Below are 20,015 nucleotides of genomic sequence, written 5' to 3'. Positions count from 1 at the left end.
CGTCAACGACGGACCACTGCCGGTGCCCGGGACCGGGTGCGCTGGATCAGTACGACGCAGGCCAGTACCAGCAGTGCGGCCCCGATGGAGGCCGGGGTGACGGTCTCGCCGAGCAGCAGTGCCGACCAGGCGAGGGTGAGCACCGGCTGGGCTAGCTGGAGCTGGCCGACCTGCGCGATGCCGCCCCGGGCCAGGCCCGCGTACCAGGCGAAGAAGCCGAGGAACATGGAGACCAGCGTGAGGTAGCCGAAGGCCGACCAGTTCACGGCGTCGGCGTTCGGGGGATCGGCCACGGCGGCGACGACCGTGACGGGGCCGGTGACGGGCAGCGAGAGCAGCAGGGCCCAGCAGATCGTGCGGGCGCCGCCCAGCTCGCGGGCGAGCGCGCCGCCCTCGGCGTAACCGAGGCCGCAGAGCACGACCGCGGCGAGCAGGAGAAGGTCGGCCAGGGAGAGGGCGCCGTGCACCGCACCGCTGGCGGCGAGGAACGCCAGCACCGCCAGCAGCCCGGCGGTGCTGGCGAGCCAGAAGAGCGGCGGGGGACGCTCGCCGGCCCGCAGTACCGCGAAGACGGCGGTCATGGCGGGCAGCACCGTGATGACGACCGCGCCGTGCGCGGAGGTCTGGGTGACCAGCGCCAGCGACGTGCAGAGCGGGAAGCCGACGACGACGCCGAGGGCGACGACCGACAGCCGCCGCCACTGGTCGGGGGTGGGGCGCGGCGCGGCGATGATTCGCAGGTACGCCCAGGCCAGCAGCGCCGCGCCGACCGCCCGGCCGAAGGCGACGAACCACGGGTCGAGCTGACCCACCGCGACCCTGGTGGCCGGCAGCGACATGCTGAAGGCGAGCACCCCCAGGGCACCGAGGGCGAGGCCGACCAGCCGCTCCGCCGTTATCGTGCCGGTGGTAGTAACGCTACTCTGTCCTCTCATGAATTACGGTAACGCTGCCGAGCGGGTTATCCAAGATCTGCGCCAGCTCGTGACTGTCGCGGCCCCCGGCAGCCGGCTGCCCTCGGTACGCGAGCTGACCGCCCGGCACCAGGCCTCGCCGGTCACCGTCGCCCAGGCGATCCGGCAGCTGGTGGCGGAGGGGCTGGTCGAGGCGCGATCCGGCCGGGGGACCTTCGTCGCCGAACCGCCGCAGCGGCGGGCCGCCCCCGACCTCTCCTGGCAGACCGTCGCGCTCGGCCCCCGCCGGCCGGGTGAGGCGGAGATGCAGGCGCTACTGGCGTTACCGCCGGCAGGCGCGATCCCGCTCTCCGGCGGCTACCTCGACGCGGACCTTCAGCCCACCGCCGCGCTCGGCGCCGCGCTCACCCGCGCCGCCCGGCAGCCCGCCTCCTGGCAGCGCGGACCGGCGCAGGGGCGTGCGGACCTGCGCGCCTGGTTCGCCCGGGAGGCCGGGGGTGGGCTGCACGCCGACGACATGGTGATCTGCCCCGGGGGGCAGGCGGCGCTGTCGACGGCGCTGCGCGCACTCGGCACGCCCGGCGACACCCTGCTCGTCGAGTCGCCGACCTACCTGGGCGCGCTGGCCACCGCCCGGGCGGCCGGCCTGCGGGTGGTGCCGGTACCCGCCGACGTCGACGGCGTACGTCCCGACCACCTCGCCGCGGCTTTCGCCCGTACCGGTGCCCGGCTGTTCTACTGCCAGCCGCTGCACGCCAACCCGCACGGGGCGACACTGGCGGCGCACCGCCGAACCCGGGTCGCCGAGGCGGTACGCGACGCGGGAGCGTTCCTGATCGAGGACGACTACGCCCGCGACCTCACCATCGACGGGGAGAGCCCACCGCCACTGGCCGCCGACGATCCCGACGGACACATGGTCTACCTGCGCTCACTGACCAAGTCGACGGCTCCCGGACTGCGTGTCGCCGCCATCGGCGCCCGTGGCCCGGCCGGCACCCGGCTGCGTACGGCCCGGTTGCGTGACGACCTCTTCGTCGCCGGCCCGCTGCAACAGGCCACAGTGGAGTTCGTCAGTGCCCCCGTCTGGGTACGGCACCGCCGCGCCCTGCGTACCGCCTTGCGGATCCGCCGGGAGGCGCTGTTGAGCGCGCTCCGTCGGCATCTGCCGGAACTCGCCGAGCAGCCCGTCCCGCGTGGCGGCATGCACCTGTGGACCCGGCTGCCCGAGGGCACCGACGACGTCGCGCTGGCCGTCGCCGCGGCCGCCGAGGGGGTCGTCGTCTTTCCCGGCCGCCCCTGGTATGCCGCCGAACCCCCGGCCGCGCACCTGCGCCTCAGCTACGCCGCCGCCCCGCCCGAGCTGATGGACGAGGCCGTCCGCCGCCTGGCCCGCGCCTTCCGATCCTCCTGACCGCCCCCTCCGCCGGGTCCTGCCGGTGCGGGCCGTCGACCTTCCCGGCGTCGCCCCCGCACCGCAGTCGCGTCCCGGTCGCGGCGGTGCCGTCCTCACCCGTCCAGTTGAAAGTGCCAGACGACCACGCTGGGTGTGTCGTCGACGGCGGCAGCCGCCGCTGCCGGCACGATCGGCAGCAGCGACCAGGGCCAGGTGTCCCACGGCCCGGTCACGACCTCGGTGGCGGGTCCGGGGTCGCCGGCATCGACCCGGATGCGCGGCTCCGCACAGCGGCGTACCCGAAGGCCGAGCGGCAGCGCCGCCTCGAGGTAGTCACTGGCCCGGTGCCGGTACGCCGGCAGCAGGCCGGGTTCCCCGGTGCCGGAACGCGTCCGCGGGACCGAGCCCAGCGCCACCCGTTCCTGGTGGGCGTCGGAGATCACGAGGTGTCCGCCGGCGCGGAGGACCCGGGCGAATTCCGCGAACACCGGTCCCAGATCGGGCAGGTGGGTGAGTGCCAGGGCACAGACGACGAGGTCGACGTGGTCGTCCGGCAGCGGCAGCCGGCGCAGGTCGGCAAGCTGGAACGCCGCCTCGGGGACCCGTTCGCGGGCCCGGGCGAGCATTTCGGCGGAGCTGTCCACCCCGAGCACCCGGTGCCCCTTGCCGGCCAGATAGCCGGTGTGCCGGCCGGTGCCGCAGCCGGCGTCCAACGCGGTGCCGGGCGGCAGTGCGTCGAGGATCTCCCGCACGATCGGTTCCTCGACCTCGAACAGCCCGTTGCCCGGCCGGTCGTAGGTCGCCGACCAGACTCGGTACCCGTCGACCGTGTCGACCCGGGATGCGCCGACGCCCTCGGCGGCGAGGTCGGGGCTGTCGAGCAGGTGGCGGATCTCGCGGATGCGCGCCTCGGTGAACTCGCGGTCGTACTCCCCGGCGAACGCCCGAAGCAGGGCGACACCTTCCAACCCGAGCAGGTACGCCAGGGGGCGCTGGTAGATCATCGGGGCAGCCCGATCCCGCCGGGCCGGCGCGTCCACCTCGCAGTGTCGACAGGGGAGCCCAGCCGCCGACGGTCACGTCGCCGTGCCGTCCGGAACACCGTCCCGCCCATCAGGCCGGCCGGGTCTCGCGGAGGAAGTCCAGGATCAGCGCGGTCGTCTCGGCGGGGCGTTCCAGGCTGGGCAGGTGGCCGGCCCAGGCGAGTTCGAGGTGCCGGGCGTCGGGCAGCAGCGTGGGCAGCCGGGCGGCGATCTGCCGGAAGTCCGGCAGGTCGTACCGGCCGGAGAGGGCGAGACAGGGTGCGGTGATCTTAGCGAGGTCGGGTTCGCCGAGATCGAGGCGCGGGAAGTCCTCGGCGGCGGCGAGTTGGACGTCGAAGGCGTGCCGCTGCATCTCGCGTACCCGATTCCGGGTCGCCTCGTCGGCCTCGGGGCCCAGCCAGGTCCGGACGTTGAGTTCGACGGCCCCGGTGACGTCGCCGGCCTCGATCAGTTCGTCCTCCTGTCGGCCGAACTCGCGCAGTTCGGGGCCGGGCACGTGGCCCGGCATGCCGGCGCAGAGCAGTGCCAGCCTGGCCACCCGGTCCGGCCATCGGGCGGCCAGCTCCAACCCGACCCGGCCGCCGAACGAGGCGCCGACCAGTGCGACCCGGTCGACCCGCAGCGCGTCCAGCAGGTCGCGGACGTCCTGGGCCTCGGCGTAGGGGCGGTCCGGCACCGGGGTCTCGCCGAAGCCCCGGAAGTCGCAGCGGATCACCTGGTAGCCGGCGTCGAGCAGGGCGGCCCACTGCGGGTCCCACATCCGCCGGTCGCAGACGGAGGAGTGCAGCAGCAGGACGGCGGGGCCGTTTCCGGCGACATCGTGTGCGAGCGTCATCGCGGCCACCCTAGGCCCGGCCCGTACGGCCCACCATCGAATATCGCGGGTTGGCGGCCGCTGCCGGCGCGGGGAATTACGCCATCCCACCGGCGTGGCGGGGACGGACTGGATAGGCTGACCGAGGCCGGCAAATTCGACAATTCGTGCAATTGTCGCCGGAGGGCGTTACTGCCGCCGGTCGACGCGGCCGCCGTGCCCGGCGGGCGAACCACGGGGAAGGGGAGAGTCGGGTGCCCTATCTGACTGTCGGCGTGGAGAACTCCGCGCCCATCGATCTGCACTACGAGGATCACGGCGCCGGGCAGCCGGTGGTGCTCATCCACGGCTTCCCGCTCAGCGCCGCGGCCTGGGAGAAGCAGATCAACCCACTGCTCAACGCCGGTTACCGGACCATCACCTACGACCGGCGGGGATTCGGCACGTCGAGCCAGCCGGCGATGGGCTACGACTACGACACCTTCGCCGCCGACCTGAGCATCCTGATGAACGAGTTGGACCTCACCGACACCATCCTGGTCGGCCACTCGATGGGTACCGGCGAGGTGACCCGGTACATCTCCAACTACGGCTCCGCCCGGGTGAACCGGGCGGTCTTCATCTCGCCGATCCCGCCATTCCTGCTCAAGACCGAGGACAACCCGGAAGGCGTCGACCAGAGCCTCTTCGACGGATTCATGCAGAGCGTGATCACCGACCGGGCCAAATACCAGACGTCGTTCCTGCACGACTTCTACAACCTCGACGAGAACCTCGGCAAACGGGTCAGCGACGAGGTGGTCCGAATGAACTGGAACGTCGCGGTGAGCGCCTCGCCGATCGGCACCCTGGCCTCCATCCCCGCCTGGCTGACCGACTTCCGGCAGGACCTGCCCCGGATCGACGTACCGGCACTGATCATCCAGGGCGACGCGGACCGGATCCTGCCGTACCCGGTGACCGGGCAGCGGATGCACGCGGCGATGCCCAACAGCCAGCTCGTCACCCTGAAGGGCGCCCCGCACGGCATTCCGTGGACCCACGCCGACGAGATCAACCAGGCGCTGCTGGACTTTATCCGGACCCCGGTCGACGCGCTCCTCTGACCAGGTCCGGCCCGACCGGCGGCAGGCCGTCGGCCGGCCGGGTCGACCGTCCGGCGCCACCCGAGCGCCGGACGGTCCGCGTCACGCCTCGGGTGCGATGAGTCGGTGGTCGTCCGCGTCCCGCACCAGGATCGCCTCGACCGGGCAGGACTCGGCCGCGTCGACCACCAGGTCGGCCGGGTCGACGGTCTCGGCCAGCGGGGTGGAGAGCCCGTCGACGAGCCGGAAATGGTCGGGCGCCATGCCGGCGCAGATCCCGGCGCCGATGCAGCGGTGCGGGTCGACGCTGACCCGCCAGGCGCCGCTCACCAGGCCACCGGAAGGGCGAGCGGTCCGCGTACCAGCAGGCCGCTCTTCCACGGCACCTCCGGCTCGGGCACCGCCAGCCGCAGCCCGGGCAGGCGAGCGACCAGGGTGCCGATCGCCACCTGCAACTCCATCCGGGCGAGCTGCGCGCCGACGCAGTGGTGCACACCGTGGCCGAAGCCGACGTGCGGATTGACCTCCCGGCCCAGGTCGAGCCGGTCCGGGTCGGCGAAGACCGTACCGTCCCGGTTGGCCGAGCCGATCGCCGGCAGTACCGGCTCGCCGGCCCGGACGAGCACCCCGCCCAGCTCGATGTCCTCCGTTGCGTACCGGGGGAAGGCGGAGGCGGCGCCGAGCGGCACGTAGCGCATCAGCTCCTCGACGGCGGTCGGGATCAGCGCAGGATCGGAGCGGAGTCGGGCCAGTTCCGAGGGGTTCTGCAACAGCACGTAGACGAAGTTCGGGATCTGGGTCACCGTCGTCTCGTGCCCGGCCGCGAGCAGGCCGGCGGCGAGCTGCACCAGCTCCTGTTCGGTGAGCCGGTCCTCGTTCTCGTCCCGGGCCCGCACCATCGCGCCGAGCAGGTCGTCGATCGGCTCGCGACGGCGGACCGCGACCAGGGCGCCGATGTAGCCCCAGAGGCTCTCCAGATATTCCTGGATCTTCTCCGGGCTCAGCGAGGTCGTCGAGACGATCGCCTCCGACCAGGTGTGGAAGCTGTCCCGGTCGGCGAACGGGACACCGAGCAGCTCGCAGATGACCTGGATCGGCAGCGGGGTGGCGAAGTGCTCGACCAGGTCGGCCGGGGGACCGGCCTCGACCATCTGGTCGACCAGCCCGTCGGCGATCTCCTGGGCGCGGCTGCGCAGCAGTTCCACCCGGCGGGCGGTGAACGCCTTCGCCACCAGCCGGCGCAGCCGGGTGTGGTCGGGTGGGTCCATGCCGAGCATGCCGAGATCCGGTTGCCGGGGCATGGTCCGGGGCTGGTCGCGTCCGACCCCGGCGGCCCGGCTGAACCGGGCGTCGCCGAGCACGACCCGGACGTCGGAGTAACGGGTGGCGAGCCAGGTCTCCTCGCCGAAGGGCAGTTGCACCCGGATCAGCGGCTCGTCGCGGCGCAGCCGGGCGTAGTGCGGGTCGAGGTTGAGCCGGTCGGGGGCGGCGAACGGGTAGGGGCGGGCGGTCACCTGCCGGCTGTCCGTCATCTCGGATCCCTCCGTCGAGCGGGCGCGGTCGGCGCGACGATCGGCTTGACCGTGGTGATCCGATCGGGTCATCGGCGCCGGGTAAGGCACTGATGGCGGATAGTAGCGAATTACGCTGATCAATTCCATTGGTCACATTGGACGGTGTCAGGCGTTGAGGTACGCCAACACCGCCAGTACCCGCCGGTTGTCGTCCTCCGACGGCGGCATGCCCAGCTTGCTGAAGATGCTGTTGATGTGCTTGCTGACCGCCTTCTCGGTGACGAAGAGCCGGCCCGCGATCGCCGCGTTGGACCGGCCCTCCGCCATCAGGCCGAGCACCTCCCGCTCCCGGGGGGTGAGCGCGTGCAGCGGCTCGACGCCGGAGCGGTTGGCCAGCAGTTCGGCGATGACCTCCGGGTCCATCACCGTGCCACCGGTGGCCACCCGCCGGACCGCGTCGACGAACTGGCCCACGTTGGAGACCCGGTCCTTGAGCAGATAGCCGATGGCACCGCTGCGGTCGGCCAGGAGTTCCCGGGCGTAGAGCTGCTCGACATGTTGCGAGAGCACGAGTACGGGCAGGCCCGGAATCCGGGCACGGGCCTCGATCGCCGCCTGGAGCCCCTCGTCGGTGAAGGTCGGCGGCAGCCGTACGTCGACCACCGCCACGTCCGGGCGGTGCTCGACCAGCGCCGGCAACAGCGCCGGACCGTTGTCGACCGCGGCGACGACCTCGAAGTCGAACGCCTGGAGCAGCCGGGTCAATCCGTCCCTGAGCAGGGCGAGGTCCTCGGCGATGACAACTCGCACGGCAGCTCCATGGTCACGGTCGTGGGCCCGCCGGGCGGACTGGCCACGAACATCGTGCCATCAAAGGCGGCGAGCCGGCGCTCGATCCCCCGCAGGCCGGTCCCGCCGGCCGGGTCGGCCCCGCCGGCACCGTCGTCACCGACCACCAAGACCAGCCGACCGTCAGCGTGCCGCAGCCGTACCCAGGCATTGCCCGCGGCGCTGTGCTTGACGACGTTGGCCAGCAGCTCGGCGGCGGTGAAGTAGACCGCCGACTCGACCGGGGCCAGCGGCCGGCCCGGGAGTTCGACGTCGACCTCGACCGGCAGCGGCAGTTTCAGCGCGAGCGCCCGGATCGCACCGGCCAGCCCGCGTTCGGCGAGTACCGGCGGATGGATGCCCCGGACCAGGTCCCGCAGCTCGCCCAGGGCCTGCCCGCTGGCCTGGCGGGCCTCGGCCATCAGCCGCCGGGCCGCCGCCGGATCGCGGCTGATCAGCTCCTCGGCCAGCCCGATGCTCATGCCCAACGCCACCAGCCGGGCCTGGGCCCCGTCGTGCAGGTCCCGCTCGATCCGACGCAGCTCGGCGGCCTGCGCGTCGACGGCCTGCGACCGGCTCTCGGTGAGCTGCCGGACCCGCCGGTGCAGCGCCGCCGACCGGGTCGGCGCCAGCAGCGCCCGGATGAAGGTGGCGTGCAGCCGGTGCACCTGTTCACCGGCGACACCGCCGAAGAGCAGGATCAGGGCGCCCTGCGGCAGCGCCAGCAGGGACTTGCCGAGGGTGTCGGCCGGCCAGACCGCGCCGTAGCCGTACCAGGCGTCGAGGGCCCAGAGCAGCACCGGCACTCCGAGCAGCCCCTCCAGGCCGTAGACCACCAGGCAGACCGGCAACAGCCCGAGCACCAGCCCGACCGGTATCGAAGCGAGCAGCCAGAGCAGGTCCCGCCAGGTGGCCGGGTCGGTCACCACCCACCGGTACCGGGCCCAGACGGTCATCCGCCCCGGCGCCGGCCGGTACGGGCTCGGCACCTCCCGGCCGGTCCACCGCCCCGCGATCCTGCGGTTCAGCCCGGCGACCTGGCGTACCACGGCGGTCACCGCGGGAAAGGCGATGAGGCCCACTCCCAGCACCGTGAAGACGAGGGCGAGCACCGAGAGCACCACCAGGACGATGTTGGCGCTGACCGAGAGTACGGCCAGCAGCAGCGCCTCGCCGCCCTGGGTGAGCCGGCGCCGGAGCCGGAGCCACGGTGGTGGCCGGGTGCTGGTCGCGGGGTCCATGCCGCCATTCTGGTCGACCCGCCCGATCCCGATCTGTGGTGCTACGACCACCACCTTCCGGGACGTGCCACCCCTGCCGGCGGCCGGCGGCCCGGAGGTTGAAGAGCCGGGCGTACGCCCCCGCCCGGTCGAACGCGTCACGTCGGTGGCTGCCACCGGGCCCGCCGACGGTGCTCCACCCGACCGGGTTCGTCGCCGGCCGGCGCCCGGGGCGAGTTACCGGACGGGTTTGACCAGGGCGACGATGTCCTCGGCCGCGGTCGTCAACATGCCCAGGACCAGGCCGGTGATGCCGGCGATCACCGCGTACGCCGGATCGAGGGCGGCCCCCGTCGACAGTCCGAGCACGCCCAGCGCCGCCACGCAGATCAGGGTCAGGTTCCGCGCCAGGTGTGGGATGCCCAGCGGGGTGCTGGAGGCACCGAAACACCGGCAGGGGGCGCGGTTGCCCCTGGCCAGGGCCAGTCCGATCACGACGGTGAAGGTGCCGAGCAGACCGATCGCGAGCGCGAAGCCGAGGAGGCCCACCACACGCAGCGGCACCAGAAGCAGCGCGGCGGCGAGCGCCTCCGCCGTCACCGTCGCGACCGCCGCCGGCCGTACCGCACCCTCCGGCAGTTGCCTCAACGCGCGCAGCGACCGGACGAAGTCCCGCCAGGCGGCCCTGGTCACGACCTTGTTGGCGACGGCCACCACGAACACCGCGGCGACGAGTACTCGGCAGCCCACCTCCAGATACCGCACAACGGGGAACCTATCGGCTCGGTCGTCGTACGCCAACCGCCGCGACCCGCCCACACCGGCGACGGGTCAGGTGCCCGGCCTTCGGAACTCAGCCCGTGCGGCGCTGCCGGGACGCCTCGTAGAGGGCGACGGTGCCCGCGGTCGCGGCGTTGAGCGAACTCGCCGATCCGGTGATCGGGATCCGGAGCATCCGGTCGCAGGACTGCCGCCATGCGGCGCTGAGCCCGGAGGTCTCGTTGCCGACCAGCAGCACGGTGGGGCCGGTGAGGTCGTGCTCGGCGATCTCGACCTCGCCGGCCTCGTCGGTGCCGACGATCTGCACCGGCAGCCCGCGCTCGCGCAGCGCGGCCACCCAGTCGAGTACGTCCCGGTGCGAACCGGTGCGGACCACCGGCAGCGCGAAGAGCGAGCCGGTGCTGGCCCGGACCGCTCTCGGGTCGTACGGGTCGGCGGCGTGCCCGACCACCACCAGCCCGGCGGCGCCGAACGCGTCGGCGGAGCGGACCAGGGTGCCGATGTTGCCCGGTGCGGTCGGCCGGTCGAAGACCACCACCAGTGCGTCGGGCCCGACCGGGATCCGGTCGAGCCGATCGGCCGGCAGACCCACCACGGCGACCAGTTCCGGCTGCTCCTCGTCCTTGCCGCCGAGTTCCCGCAGCAGGTCGGGCGCGACCGCGACCCGGCTGCCGGTGGTCTGGTCGAGCAGGTCCCGGGCCCACCGGGACAGCGGCACGCCCTCCGGGTGCAGCAGCGCGTGCACCGGCCAGCCCCGCCGCACCGCCACGGTGATCGGCCGGACACCCTGCACGAGGAACTCGCCGGCCCGCTGCCGCTTCGTCCGGTTGGTCAGCAGGGCCGACCACTGCTGGAAGCTGGCGTTGCGGGTGGTGACCCGCAACGTCCGGGGCACCCGGGTGGAGCCGCCGACACTGTCCGTACGCACCGCACGACGATACCGCCGACCGGATCCGGTGCCGCCGCTGGCCGGCCGGGCCGCCGGCCCGGCTACTTCGTCGCCCCGCTGGTGAAGCCGTTGTAGATGAAGCGTTGCAGCAGCAGGAAGACGATCAGCGTCGGGACGATCACCAGGATGACCCCGGCCGAGATGACCTCCCACTGCGCCCCGAACGGCCCCTTGAAGCGGAACAGCGAGGTGGAGATGACCCCGAGGTCGCGGTCGGGCATGTAGAGGAACGGGATGTAGAACTCGTTGTACATGGTGATCCCCTTGATGATCACGACAGTCGCGATCGCCGGCTTCAGCAGGGGAAGGATGATCCGGAGATAGATCGTGAAGTGGTTGGCGCCTTCGAGGGCGGCGGACTCGTCCAGCTCCCGGGGTATCCCCCGGAGGAACTGCTGGAAGATGTAGATCGAGATGATGTCGGTGCCGAGGAAGAGCAGGATCGCCGACCACCTGGTGTTGAACAGGCCGAGACCGTTCACCACCTGGAAGGTCGCCACCTGGGTGGTCACCCCGGGCACCAGGGTGGCCAGCAGGAACAGCATGATGATGGTCTTGCGGAACCGGAACTCGAACCGGTCCAGGGCGTACGCCGCCATCGAGCCGATCAGCACGGTACCGGCCAGCGACACGGCCAGGATGACCGAGGTGTTGACGAAGGCCCGCGCCATCCCGCCCTGGGTGAACGCCGTGACGTAGTTGTCGAGGTTGAACCAGTTGCCGGGCGGGTCGAACGGCGCCCCGTTGATGAACTCGTCGTTGGTCTTCAGCGAGGCCATCAGCAGGACCAGCAGCGGCGCCACTACCACCAGGGAGGCGACGACCAGGGAGACGTACTTGAGGGTCAGCGCGACCCGGGCGCCGAGCGTACTGCCGGCCCCGGCCCGTCGCCGGGGTGGCGTGCCGGGGGAGCGGAGGGCGGTCAGGCTCACGTCAGGTTCACCTTCTCGTCGGGCACGATCCGGCGCTGGATCCAGGTGAGCAGCAGGATGATCACGAGGAGTACCACGGCCATCGCCGAGGCCAGCCCGACCTTGTAGTACTTGAACGCCATGTCGACGGTCTGGATCACGAACGTCTCGCTGCCGTTCGCGCCGCCGGTCATGATGTACGGGATCTCGAAGACCGAGAGCGACCCGGAGATCGCCAGGATGGACGAGAGTCCGACGATCGGTCGGATGCCGGGCAGGATCAGGTAGCGGAACTGGTGCCACCGGTTCGCCCCGTCGATCTCCGCCGCCTCGTAGAGCTGGGCCGGGATCGACTGGATCGCGCCGAGGAAGAGTACGAAGTTCAGCCCGAGGTAGCGCCAGACCGACGTACCGGCGAGCGAATAGTTGATCACGTCGGGGTCGCCGAGCCACTGCTGCGACAGGTCGCCGAGGCCGAAGACCCGCAGTGCCGAGTCGAGGGTGCCGCCGGGCTGGAAGAAGTAGAGGAAGACCATCGCGATGGCGACGCCGTTGATCAGGTACGGGAAGAAGATGATTCCCTTGAAGAGGTTGCGGAACCTGACGTTGAAGCTCAGCACGGTGGCGAAGTAGAGCGCCAGCGCGATCTGCAGCACCGACGCGCCGATGTAGTAGAGGCTGACCCGGAGTACCTCGAATAGTTCGGGACGGGTCGCGATCTCGACGTAGTTGCCGGCACCCACGAACTCCCTGGTCGGGCTCAGGCCGTTCCAGGAGGTGACGCTGTAGCCGAACATGTTGACGACCGGCACGTAGGTGAAGACCGCGAGCAGCGCCACCGGCACGAGCAGGAAGAGGTAGGGGGTGAGGGTCTTCCGTCGGCGCGGCACCGGCCGGCGCGGGCCGATGGGTCCGAGCCGCTGCCGGAGCGGCGTGCCGGCCGACCCGGAGAACCGGCTCGCGGTGTTCGTCGGAGTTGCCATGGGAACGCAAACCTTCCGGGTGGAGCCGGACCGTACGTCGTCGTGCCGGTGGCCCGGGGCGACCGGGTGACACCGTCACCCGCCCGCCCCGGGTGGTACGCGGAACAGAGGGCAGCGCTACCGGACCTTCGACCTCGTCTCCGCCCACTTCTTGTTCAGGTCGGCGAAGATCTGCTCCTTGGTCTCCTTCTTCGCGCCACGGGCCGCGTCGACGATCCGCTGCCGGTACGTGCCGTCCCAGAGCGCGATCTCGGCGGCATTGCCGATCTTGTCGGCCAGCCCCTCCTCGCCCTTCGGCGCCGGGTTGTACTCGATGAACTCGGTGCCCGCGGCGGTCAGGTCGGCCAGGGTGCCCGGCATCGCCTGGCTGATCACCGGCGAGATGCCGCCCTGGTCGACCGCGTAGTTGGACTCCTCGGCGAACCAGTCGACCCAGGCCCGCGCGGTCGCCTTGTTCTTCGAGTTGATGTTGATGCCGTTGTCGTAGTCGCCGCTGATGACGGTGTGGAACCTGCCGTCGACCTGGGTCGGGAACGGCAGGTAGCCGATGTCCGCCTTGTCGGTCGCCGCACCCTGCATCTGCACGATCGACCAGGAGCCGAGCATCATCGTGGCGACCTTGCCGGTGCCGAGCATGCCCTTGGACTGCTCCCAGTTGGTGGTGGTCGGGTCCGGCTCGGTCAGCCCGCGCTGCACGGCGTCGAAGAGCAGCGAGTCCATGATGTGGTGTTCCTTGCCGGGTGCCCACGGCGCGTCGTCCTTGGCCAGCTTGATCGCCGCGTCCGGGTCGCCGCTGATCCCGCCGCGGTTGCCCTCCCACTGGCCGAGCGGCCACTTGTCCTTGTAGTTGGTGTAGAGCGGGATCGCGTCGGTCTTCTCCTTGATCGCGGCCAGCGCGCCGAGGAACTCCTCCGGCGTCTTCGGCGGCGCGGTGATCCCCGCCTGCTGCCAGACCTTCTTGTTGTAGACGAAGCCCTGCGCGTTGCCGGTGATGGTGAGGCCGTAGACCTTGTCGTCGAGGCGCTGCTCGGTGCGGACGAAGCGGTATTTCTTCTCCAGGTCGGCCACGGTGCCGAGCGGCTCGAAGAAGGTCGGCAGCAGGTCGGTGGTGACCGAGTTCGGGATGAGGAGCACGTCGCCGTACTCCTTGGTGTTCATCCGGATCCGGACCTCGCCCTCGTAGTCCGTGATCGCCTCGAACTTCACCGTGGTGCCGGGGTACTTCGCCTCGAACTTCTTCTTGTAGTCCTGGAAGACCGTGTCGACGATGTCGGTGCGCTGGGTCAGCACCGTGATCTCACCGGTGACGGCGCCGTCGGTGCCGCTCCCGTCGTCGCCCCCGCCGCAGCCCGTCGCCAGGGCCAGCGCGAGCACGAGGGCGGCGCCGGCCAATCCGTGTTTTCTCATATGCGCGTCCCACCTTTCGGTGTCCACATTGACATTGCGCGATGCGTAGTGGCGCGCCTCGGGGAGGGTGGGATAGGCGTCGCGACTTGCAGGGAACGTACACGCGGGTTACAGCGGTGTCAACGACGTCACAACCCCTTGCCGGAGCTGAACCGTTAAGCGGGTAAACCGGTTCAGGCGGAACGTCGGGTGTGCACCCGGTGACCAGGAGCGGAATGCCGGGGACGCCGGTCTGCGCGGTGCCGCAGCGTCGCCCGTGAACCGGTTTAGGACCGGCCGGTCCGCCGGCTCGCCCGACGGCCCGGAGAGTGCCGCCGCGGATACCCGTACTCAGCGACGGCCGACGCTATGTCTTTGCCGGTAACGGCGACGACGACAAGACGCCCGTTCGGCTGGCTAATGTGCAGTGTCGGTGTCGGCGTACCCGTCCCGGAAGTGATGCCGAATGATTCGTCGAATCGTCCGGCGGGCCGCGATGTGGACGCTTGCGTCAGCCGGCACCGGGACGGTTCGGCGGGCCGGTTCGGCGGGCGCGGCGACGGCCGGGCGCACCCGGCGGGTGGTCGGCTGCCGAGCCGCTACCGGCCCCGCCGCTCGCGCCAGGCGTCGACGACCCGCTCGACGTCGAAGGTCGGCAGCACCACCGGCGGCCCGTCGACCAGGCCGCGCCGGGCCAGCACGATCCGTTCGTTGAGCGCGGTCACGACGGCCCGGACCGCCGACTCCGAGGACTCCCGGGCCAGCCGCTGCGGCAACTCCTCGGCCTCCTTGCGGATCTTCAGCGAGACCGGCCCGATGTCGGTCAGGTTCTCCCGGCGTACCCAGTCCCGGATCCACCAGTTCTCGTCATAGGTGTCGCCGTGTCCCGGTAGCGGCTTGCCGGCCCCGGGGAGGTTGTCGAACTCGCCGCGCTCCTGTGCCTCGCGGATCTGGCGTTCGATCCGAGACTCGTACCTGCTCGGCATCGATCGTCCTCCTCGTCCGCCCCGCCGGCCTGCGCGGATGTCTCCGGTACCGATTCTAGGCCGACGTCGCGCGGCGCCCCTCGCTGTGGCGGCGCTCAGCAACGTGGTCGAGGCGGCTCCGCCCGTGTCATGCTGCACCCACCGGCGGCGCGGACGTCGTCGGCGGGGCCGGAGCACCGGCCGAGGCGAGCTGAGGAGTTCCCGCTGTGGCAGCCAGCGAAGCGGCACCCGCGGTACCGGTCGTGCCCGCCCGGCGGTTGCTGCGACCCCTGGTGTTCGGCCTGACCCTGACCGCCGTCCTGGCGCTGCTGTTCGGCGTGCCCTGGTGGACGCTGGTCGCCGCCGGGGCGCACTGGCCCACCGGAGTCTTCGCCGCCGGCACGGTGCTCTTCGCGGTGGCCCTGGCCGCGTTCCCGGTGCTGATGTACCTCGGGCACGGCCGGGGGCGGGACTGGGCGGCCCGGACCGGCGACACGCTGCTCGGCGTGGTCTGGGTGCTCTTCGTCTGGGCGGTGCTCGGCAACCTGCTGCGGGCCGGGCTGGCGGCCGGCGGCGTCGCCGATCCCGCCCGCTCCCGGATCACCGCCGGAGCGGTCGCGGCCGTCTCGGTGGTGCTGCTGGCCTGGGGGTATGTCGAGGCCATGCGACTGCCCCGGATCCGCCGCGTCGACGTGCCGATCGGTCGACTCGGCGCCGGGCTGGACGGTCTGCGGGTCGTCCTGCTGACCGACACCCACTACGGGCCGATCGACCGGGCCGGCTGGTCGGCCCGGGTCGTGGCGGCCGTCAACGAACTCGACCCGGACCTGGTCTGCCACACCGGTGACATCGCCGACGGCACCGTCGCGCAACGCCGGGCCCAGGCCGCGCCGCTCGGCGAGGTGCGCGCCCGGCTCGCCCGGACGTACGTGACCGGCAACCACGAGTACTTCGGCGAGGCGCAGGGCTGGCTCGACCACATGCGGGACCTCGGGTGGGAGCCGCTGCACAACCGGCACGTGGTCGTCGAGCGGAACGGCTCCCGGCTGGTGGTGGCCGGGGTCGACGACGCCACCGCCGGATCGTCGGGACGTCCCGGACACCGCCCCGACCACGCCGCCGCACTGGCCGGCGCCGATCCGGACCTGCCGGTGGTGCTCCTCGCCCACCAGCCGAAGCAGGTCGGCGCGGCGGTGGCGCACGGCGTCGACCTGCAACTGTCCGGACACACCCACGGCGGGCAGATCTGGCCGTTCAACCTCCTGGTCCGGCTGGACCAGCCGACCGTGCAGGGGCTGACCCGGCACGGTGAGCGGACCCGGCTCTACACCAGCCGCGGCACCGGGTTCTGGGGTCCGCCACTGCGGATCTTCGCGCCGAGCGAGATCACCCTGCTGACGCTGCGCCGCGGCTGAGCCGCCGAGGGCCCGGCATGAGGGGTGGCTCCCCGGGGTAGGAGTCGCGCTGACCGATCTCGATCGTTCCGGAGGTGCCCTCGTGCCCAGTCGCATCACCCAGTGGACCCTCGACGTGCGCGACGTCGACCTGATGGCCCGGTTCTGGTCCGAGGCGCTGGGCTATCGGATCGAGCCCCGTGAGGACGGCAGCGCGAAGCTCTGGCCGCCGGACGAGGCGCCGGTCACGGCACCGAGCATCTGGTTGCAGCCCAGCGCGCCGGAGAAGGTCGGCAAGAACCGGTTGCACGTCGACCTCGGGATGGATCGGGGCGATCCGGCCGAGGAGGTGGAGCGGTTGATTACTCTCGGTGCGCGTCGGGTTGACGTGGGGCAGCGTGGGACGGAACCGTTCGTCGTACTCGCCGATCCGGAGGGGAACGAGTTCTGCCTGCTGGACCGTCCCACCCGCCGCGCCTGAGGTGGGTGTCCGTCCGGGGGCCGCCGAATTGCCCAGACATTGACGCTGGTGTATTTTCCCTGGCAGGATCCGACCGGTTTGGGCGGGCCCGGCGGAGGGAGCGGTCATGTCCGCATTCGGTACATCCACCCTACGGCGGGGACTCTCCGTGTTCGCACTGGCGGTGGTCTGCGCCTGGAGCCTCGCACCGCAGCAGCCGGTCTCCGCCGCCGAAGAGTCGGCGCCCACCAGCTCCGCCGACTCCGGTGACACGCTGTATGCGACCCTGCTGCCCGCCGTCGGGGAGGCCGACACCCCGCAGCTCGCCGTACGCTGGCAGGGCCGCCCCGGTGCGGCGCTGAGCGTCTCCCAGCACGCCGCCGGACGGGACACCCCGCTGATGGCCGGCCGGCCGCTCGACACCGGGGCGAACCTGGTCCCGCTGCCGCTGCCCGCCGAGGCGGCCGGCGCCCTCCGGCTGCGGGTCCGGGACGCCGCCGGGAAGCTGCTGCACACCTCCACCCGGGACCTCGACGCGCTCCGCCGGACCTCCGGCTTCGGCTGGTCGACCGGTGACGCCCGGGCGGCCGCCGCTCCCGGCCTGTACGCCGGCGGCACCTTCACCCGGGCCGGCGGCGCCGCCGTCGACCACCTCGCCACCTGGAACGGCTCCGCCTGGTCCCGGCCGGGCGGCGGATCGGGCGCCGGACCGGACGGTTCGGTCACCGCACTGGTCGTCTACGACGGCGACCTGATCGCCGGCGGCAGCTTCCTGAACGCCGGTGGGGTACGGGTGAACGGCATCGCCCGTTGGGACGGCACCGCCTGGGCCCCGTTGACCGGCTCGTCCGGCACCGGCGTGATGACCAACTCGCTGGACTTCGTCGACGCGCTGGCCGTCTTCGACGGGGACCTGATCGTCGGCGGGCAGTTCCTCCGGGCCGGCGGGGTCACCGTCAACCACATCGCCCGGTGGGACGGCGCCGAGTGGCGGGCGCTGGCCGGACCCGGCGGCACCGGTGTGGACGTACCCTCGGTCTGGGACCTGGCCGTGCACGACGGCGCGCTGATCGTCGGCGGCGGGTTCAGCCAGGCCGGCGGCACGGCGGCGAACGGGATCGCCCGGTGGAGCGGCGGTGCGTGGTCGACCCTCGGCACCGGCTTCAACGGCGACGTGCTGGCGCTGGCCGTGCACGACGGCGCGCTGGTGGCCACCGGCGGGTTCACCCAGGCCGGCGGCACCGCCGCGAACTACGTGGCCGAATGGACCGGCAGCGCCTGGGTCGCGCTCGGCGCCGGGCTCAACGCCGAGGGGCGGGCACTGGCCGTCTTCGGCGCGGAGCTGGTCGTCGGCGGCACCTTCACCCAGGCGGGCGGGGCGGCGGCGAACTACGTCGCCCGGTGGGACGGTTCCCGGTGGGCCGCGTTGGGTGGCGGCACCGAGGACATCGTGCTCGCGCTGGCCGTGCAGGGTGGCCGACTCGTCGCCGGTGGGTTCTTCGCCCGGGCCGGCGGGGTGGCGGTGAACCACGTCGCCGCCTGGAACGGCAGCGCCTGGTCCGCCCTGGGCGGCTCGGCCGGGGTCGGCACCGACGCCGGGGTGTACGCGCTGCACACCGTCGTCTGACGGCCGGTCGACGGGTTCCGGCACCCCGTCAGCGGCGCGCGGCTACGCTCTCCGGCACCCCGTCGACGTACGCGTCGACGAGTTGCCGCTCGGCGGTCCGCAGGTAGTCGTCGAGTACCGCGTGCGCCCGTTCCACCTCGCCGTCGCGGATCAGCTCCAGCAGCTCCCGGTGCCGCTCCAGATAGGGCTGGTGGAAGGTCTGCGGCGCGGCCATCACGTGGAACGCCAGCCGGATCTCGGCCAGCGCCTGCCGCATGATCTCCTCGATCCGGGGGCTGCCGGCCAGGCCGGCGATCGCCTGGTGGAACTGCATGTTGGCGGTGCCGACGTCGAACCACCGCTGCTGCGCCGCCGCCTCCTCGCCCTCGACCAGCGCGGCCTCGATCGCGTCCATCGCCTCGGCCGGGCTGTTGGGGGCGTTGCTGACGGCCGCGCACTCCAGCACGCGGCGGACCCGGTAGATGTCCACCACGTCCTGCACGTCGAGCACCCGGACGAAGACTCCCCGGTTGAGTTCGTGCACGACGAGCCGCTCGTGCATCAGTAGCCGGAACGACTCCCGCAGGGTGTTGCGGGAGACCCCGAGCGCCGCCCCGATCATCTCCTCGGAGAGCCGGGTGCCCGGTAGCAGGGCTCCCTCGGTGATCCGCGCCCGCAGTATCTCCGCCACCCGCTGCGCGGTGCTCGCCCGGGTGATCAACGAGCGGTCGTCCTGGAGCTTCGCCAGCCACGTCACGCGGTCATTGTCCTTCATACCGTCGGGCCCACAATCGAGAGAAGGTCCATGCTACGACGAGGTTACAAGTCAACATGACCATTGACGGATTGTTCAACAGTCTGCCAACCTGAACCCACGGCTACACCACGTCCCGCAGGAGGTGCGATGTCGGTCATCCTCGATCTCAACAGTGACCTCGGCGAAGGCTTCGGCGTCTGGGAGTTGGGCGACGACATGGCACTGCTCTCCGTTGTGACCAGCGCGAACGTCGCCTGCGGCTTCCACGGTGGCGATCCGACGATCATGCGCCGGGTCTGCGCCGAGGCGATCAGCCGGGACGTCTCCATCGGCGCCCACGTCGGCTACCGCGACCTGGCCGGCTTCGGCCGCCGCGCCATCGACATGGAACCCGACCGGCTCTCCGACGACGTGCTCTACCAACTCGCCGCGCTCGACGGCATCGCGCGCAGCGAGGGCGGCCGGGTCCGGTACGTCAAGCCGCACGGCGCGCTCTACAACCGCACCGTCACCGACCAGGCGCAGGCAGCAGCCGTGGTCACCGCCGTCTCCGCGTACGACCCGAGTCTGCCGATCCTCGGCCTGCCCGGGTCACAACTGCTGCGCCAGGCCGCCGAGGTGGGACTGAAGGCCGTCCGGGAGGCGTTCGCCGACCGCGGTTACCGGTCCGACGGCAGCCTGGCGAAACGCGGCAGCCCCGGTGCGCTGGTCACCGATCCGGACGCCGTCGCCCGGCGCTGCGTGAAGATGGCCACCACCGGACAGGTGGCCGCGGTCGACGGCGCCCCGGTCTCGGTACGCGCCCGGTCGATCTGCGTGCACGGCGACACCCCGGGCGCCGTGCAGTTGGCCCGCCAGGTGCGCACCGCCCTACAGGAGGCGGGCGTCAGCCTCGCCTCGTTCGTCTGATCCTCCGGGAAACACCGGCACCACCGCTGGACCGGCGACCGCGGCCGGGCTGCCACCCGGCCGACGGTCACCGGCTCTGCGCACCTCAACGGCTGCCGCCC

General features: G+C 72.0%; 20 protein-coding genes. 6 read left to right on the top strand and 14 right to left on the bottom strand.

Annotated features, from left to right (window positions below; all coding sequences use genetic code 11):
• Positions 1-2 precede the first annotated feature (2 nt).
• On the bottom strand, positions 3-935 hold the full coding sequence (locus tag V1634_RS14305; protein ID WP_331208270.1) for a DMT family transporter: 933 nt from the start codon (positions 933-935) through the stop codon (positions 3-5).
• Between V1634_RS14305 and V1634_RS14300 the strand changes: the two genes are divergently transcribed.
• Positions 934-2,328, top strand: coding sequence for an aminotransferase-like domain-containing protein (locus V1634_RS14300; RefSeq protein WP_331208269.1), 1,395 nt, complete (start codon positions 934-936; stop codon positions 2,326-2,328). The genes V1634_RS14305 and V1634_RS14300 overlap by 2 nt on opposite strands.
• A gap of 95 nt (positions 2,329-2,423) precedes the next feature.
• Here the strand turns inward: V1634_RS14300 and V1634_RS14295 are convergent, their stop codons facing one another.
• Positions 2,424-3,314 carry a class I SAM-dependent methyltransferase gene (locus tag V1634_RS14295; RefSeq protein ID WP_331208268.1) on the bottom strand — a complete coding sequence of 297 codons (891 nt, stop codon included), beginning with the start codon at positions 3,312-3,314 and terminating at the stop codon, positions 2,424-2,426.
• A gap of 109 nt (positions 3,315-3,423) precedes the next feature.
• On the bottom strand, positions 3,424-4,188 hold the full coding sequence (locus tag V1634_RS14290) for an alpha/beta fold hydrolase (RefSeq protein WP_331208267.1): 765 nt from the start codon (positions 4,186-4,188) through the stop codon (positions 3,424-3,426).
• 233 nt (positions 4,189-4,421) lie between these two features.
• Here V1634_RS14290 and V1634_RS14285 point away from each other — a divergent pair, with 233 nt between their 5' ends.
• Positions 4,422-5,273, top strand: coding sequence for an alpha/beta fold hydrolase (locus tag V1634_RS14285; protein ID WP_331208266.1), 852 nt, complete (start codon positions 4,422-4,424; stop codon positions 5,271-5,273).
• 81 nt (positions 5,274-5,354) lie between these two features.
• On the opposite strand, the gene V1634_RS14280 is transcribed toward V1634_RS14285, so the two are convergent.
• From V1634_RS14280 to V1634_RS14235, 10 genes are all read right to left on the bottom strand, one after another.
• A complete protein-coding gene (locus tag V1634_RS14280) occupies positions 5,355-5,582 on the bottom strand; it encodes a ferredoxin (RefSeq protein WP_331208265.1) in 228 nt (75 codons plus the stop codon).
• Complete coding sequence (locus tag V1634_RS14275; protein ID WP_331208264.1) at positions 5,579-6,784, bottom strand: cytochrome P450; 1,206 nt, start codon at positions 6,782-6,784, stop codon at positions 5,579-5,581. Before V1634_RS14275 ends, V1634_RS14280 begins: the two co-directional genes overlap by 4 nt.
• Positions 6,785-6,931: 147 nt before the next feature.
• Positions 6,932-7,576 (bottom strand): response regulator transcription factor, encoded by a 645-nt coding sequence (locus V1634_RS14270; protein WP_331208263.1) that lies wholly within the window; start codon positions 7,574-7,576, stop codon positions 6,932-6,934.
• Positions 7,528-8,835 (bottom strand): sensor histidine kinase, encoded by a 1,308-nt coding sequence (locus V1634_RS14265; protein WP_331208262.1) that lies wholly within the window; start codon positions 8,833-8,835, stop codon positions 7,528-7,530. The genes V1634_RS14270 and V1634_RS14265 overlap by 49 nt, the downstream gene beginning before the upstream one ends.
• Before the next feature lie 216 nt (positions 8,836-9,051).
• Positions 9,052-9,579: a MauE/DoxX family redox-associated membrane protein gene (locus tag V1634_RS14260; RefSeq protein WP_331208261.1), complete on the bottom strand. Its 528-nt coding sequence runs from the start codon at positions 9,577-9,579 to the stop codon at positions 9,052-9,054.
• Positions 9,580-9,667: 88 nt separating this feature from the next.
• On the bottom strand, positions 9,668-10,489 hold the full coding sequence (locus tag V1634_RS14255) for an RNA methyltransferase (RefSeq protein WP_331208401.1): 822 nt from the start codon (positions 10,487-10,489) through the stop codon (positions 9,668-9,670).
• A gap of 95 nt (positions 10,490-10,584) precedes the next feature.
• Complete coding sequence (locus V1634_RS14250; protein WP_331208260.1) at positions 10,585-11,475, bottom strand: carbohydrate ABC transporter permease; 891 nt, start codon at positions 11,473-11,475, stop codon at positions 10,585-10,587.
• The gene (locus tag V1634_RS14245) at positions 11,472-12,437 is read right to left on the bottom strand and encodes a carbohydrate ABC transporter permease (protein ID WP_331208259.1); all 966 of its coding nucleotides are present in this window, start codon (positions 12,435-12,437) and stop codon (positions 11,472-11,474) included. Before V1634_RS14245 ends, V1634_RS14250 begins: the two co-directional genes overlap by 4 nt.
• A 117-nt stretch (positions 12,438-12,554) precedes the next feature.
• Entirely contained in the window at positions 12,555-13,844 is a 1,290-nt protein-coding gene (locus V1634_RS14240; RefSeq protein WP_331208258.1) for an ABC transporter substrate-binding protein, read from the bottom strand.
• Between the two features lie 578 nt (positions 13,845-14,422).
• Entirely contained in the window at positions 14,423-14,809 is a 387-nt protein-coding gene (locus V1634_RS14235) for a DnaJ family domain-containing protein (protein WP_331208257.1), read from the bottom strand.
• Positions 14,810-15,015: 206 nt separating this feature from the next.
• Between V1634_RS14235 and V1634_RS14230 the strand changes: the two genes are divergently transcribed.
• The 3 genes from V1634_RS14230 (at position 15,016) to V1634_RS14220 (ending at position 18,269) form a co-directional block, all read left to right on the top strand.
• The gene (locus V1634_RS14230) at positions 15,016-16,203 is read left to right on the top strand and encodes a metallophosphoesterase (protein ID WP_331208256.1); all 1,188 of its coding nucleotides are present in this window, start codon (positions 15,016-15,018) and stop codon (positions 16,201-16,203) included.
• A gap of 82 nt (positions 16,204-16,285) precedes the next feature.
• Entirely contained in the window at positions 16,286-16,663 is a 378-nt protein-coding gene (locus V1634_RS14225; protein ID WP_331208255.1) for a VOC family protein, read from the top strand.
• A gap of 148 nt (positions 16,664-16,811) precedes the next feature.
• Positions 16,812-18,269 (top strand): hypothetical protein, encoded by a 1,458-nt coding sequence (locus V1634_RS14220; RefSeq protein WP_331208254.1) that lies wholly within the window; start codon positions 16,812-16,814, stop codon positions 18,267-18,269.
• Between the two features lie 28 nt (positions 18,270-18,297).
• Here the strand turns inward: V1634_RS14220 and V1634_RS14215 are convergent, their stop codons facing one another.
• Positions 18,298-19,005 (bottom strand): GntR family transcriptional regulator, encoded by a 708-nt coding sequence (locus V1634_RS14215; protein ID WP_331208253.1) that lies wholly within the window; start codon positions 19,003-19,005, stop codon positions 18,298-18,300.
• Between the two features lie 147 nt (positions 19,006-19,152).
• Between V1634_RS14215 and V1634_RS14210 the strand changes: the two genes are divergently transcribed.
• Positions 19,153-19,914, top strand: a complete 762-nt coding sequence (locus V1634_RS14210; RefSeq protein ID WP_107256459.1) for a LamB/YcsF family protein — start codon at positions 19,153-19,155, stop codon at positions 19,912-19,914.
• The last annotated feature ends 101 nt before the right edge of the window (positions 19,915-20,015 follow it).

Source organism: Plantactinospora veratri (assembly GCF_036421995.1).
In the GTDB taxonomy this organism is placed as follows: domain Bacteria; phylum Actinomycetota; class Actinomycetes; order Mycobacteriales; family Micromonosporaceae; genus Plantactinospora; species Plantactinospora veratri.
Note: the sequence above shows the minus strand (reverse complement) of the source record. Positions and strands in the feature narration are given on the sequence as shown.

Excerpts from the sequence above, each read along its gene's own strand:
- V1634_RS14240 (WP_331208258.1), bottom strand. The coding sequence starts at position 13,844 with ATGAGAAAACACGGATTGGCCGGCGCCGCCCTCGTGCTCGCGCTGGCC.
- V1634_RS14290 (WP_331208267.1), bottom strand. The coding sequence starts at position 4,188 with ATGACGCTCGCACACGATGTCGCCGGAAACGGCCCCGCCGTCCTGCTG.
- V1634_RS14275 (WP_331208264.1), bottom strand. The coding sequence starts at position 6,784 with ATGACGGACAGCCGGCAGGTGACCGCCCGCCCCTACCCGTTCGCCGCC.
- V1634_RS14235 (WP_331208257.1), bottom strand. The coding sequence starts at position 14,809 with ATGCCGAGCAGGTACGAGTCTCGGATCGAACGCCAGATCCGCGAGGCA.
- V1634_RS14295 (WP_331208268.1), bottom strand. The coding sequence starts at position 3,314 with ATGATCTACCAGCGCCCCCTGGCGTACCTGCTCGGGTTGGAAGGTGTC.
- V1634_RS14265 (WP_331208262.1), bottom strand. The coding sequence starts at position 8,835 with ATGGACCCCGCGACCAGCACCCGGCCACCACCGTGGCTCCGGCTCCGG.
- V1634_RS14245 (WP_331208259.1), bottom strand. The coding sequence starts at position 12,437 with ATGGCAACTCCGACGAACACCGCGAGCCGGTTCTCCGGGTCGGCCGGC.
- V1634_RS14305 (WP_331208270.1), bottom strand. The coding sequence starts at position 935 with ATGAGAGGACAGAGTAGCGTTACTACCACCGGCACGATAACGGCGGAG.
- V1634_RS14300 (WP_331208269.1), top strand. The coding sequence starts at position 934 with ATGAATTACGGTAACGCTGCCGAGCGGGTTATCCAAGATCTGCGCCAG.
- V1634_RS14210 (WP_107256459.1), top strand. The coding sequence starts at position 19,153 with ATGTCGGTCATCCTCGATCTCAACAGTGACCTCGGCGAAGGCTTCGGC.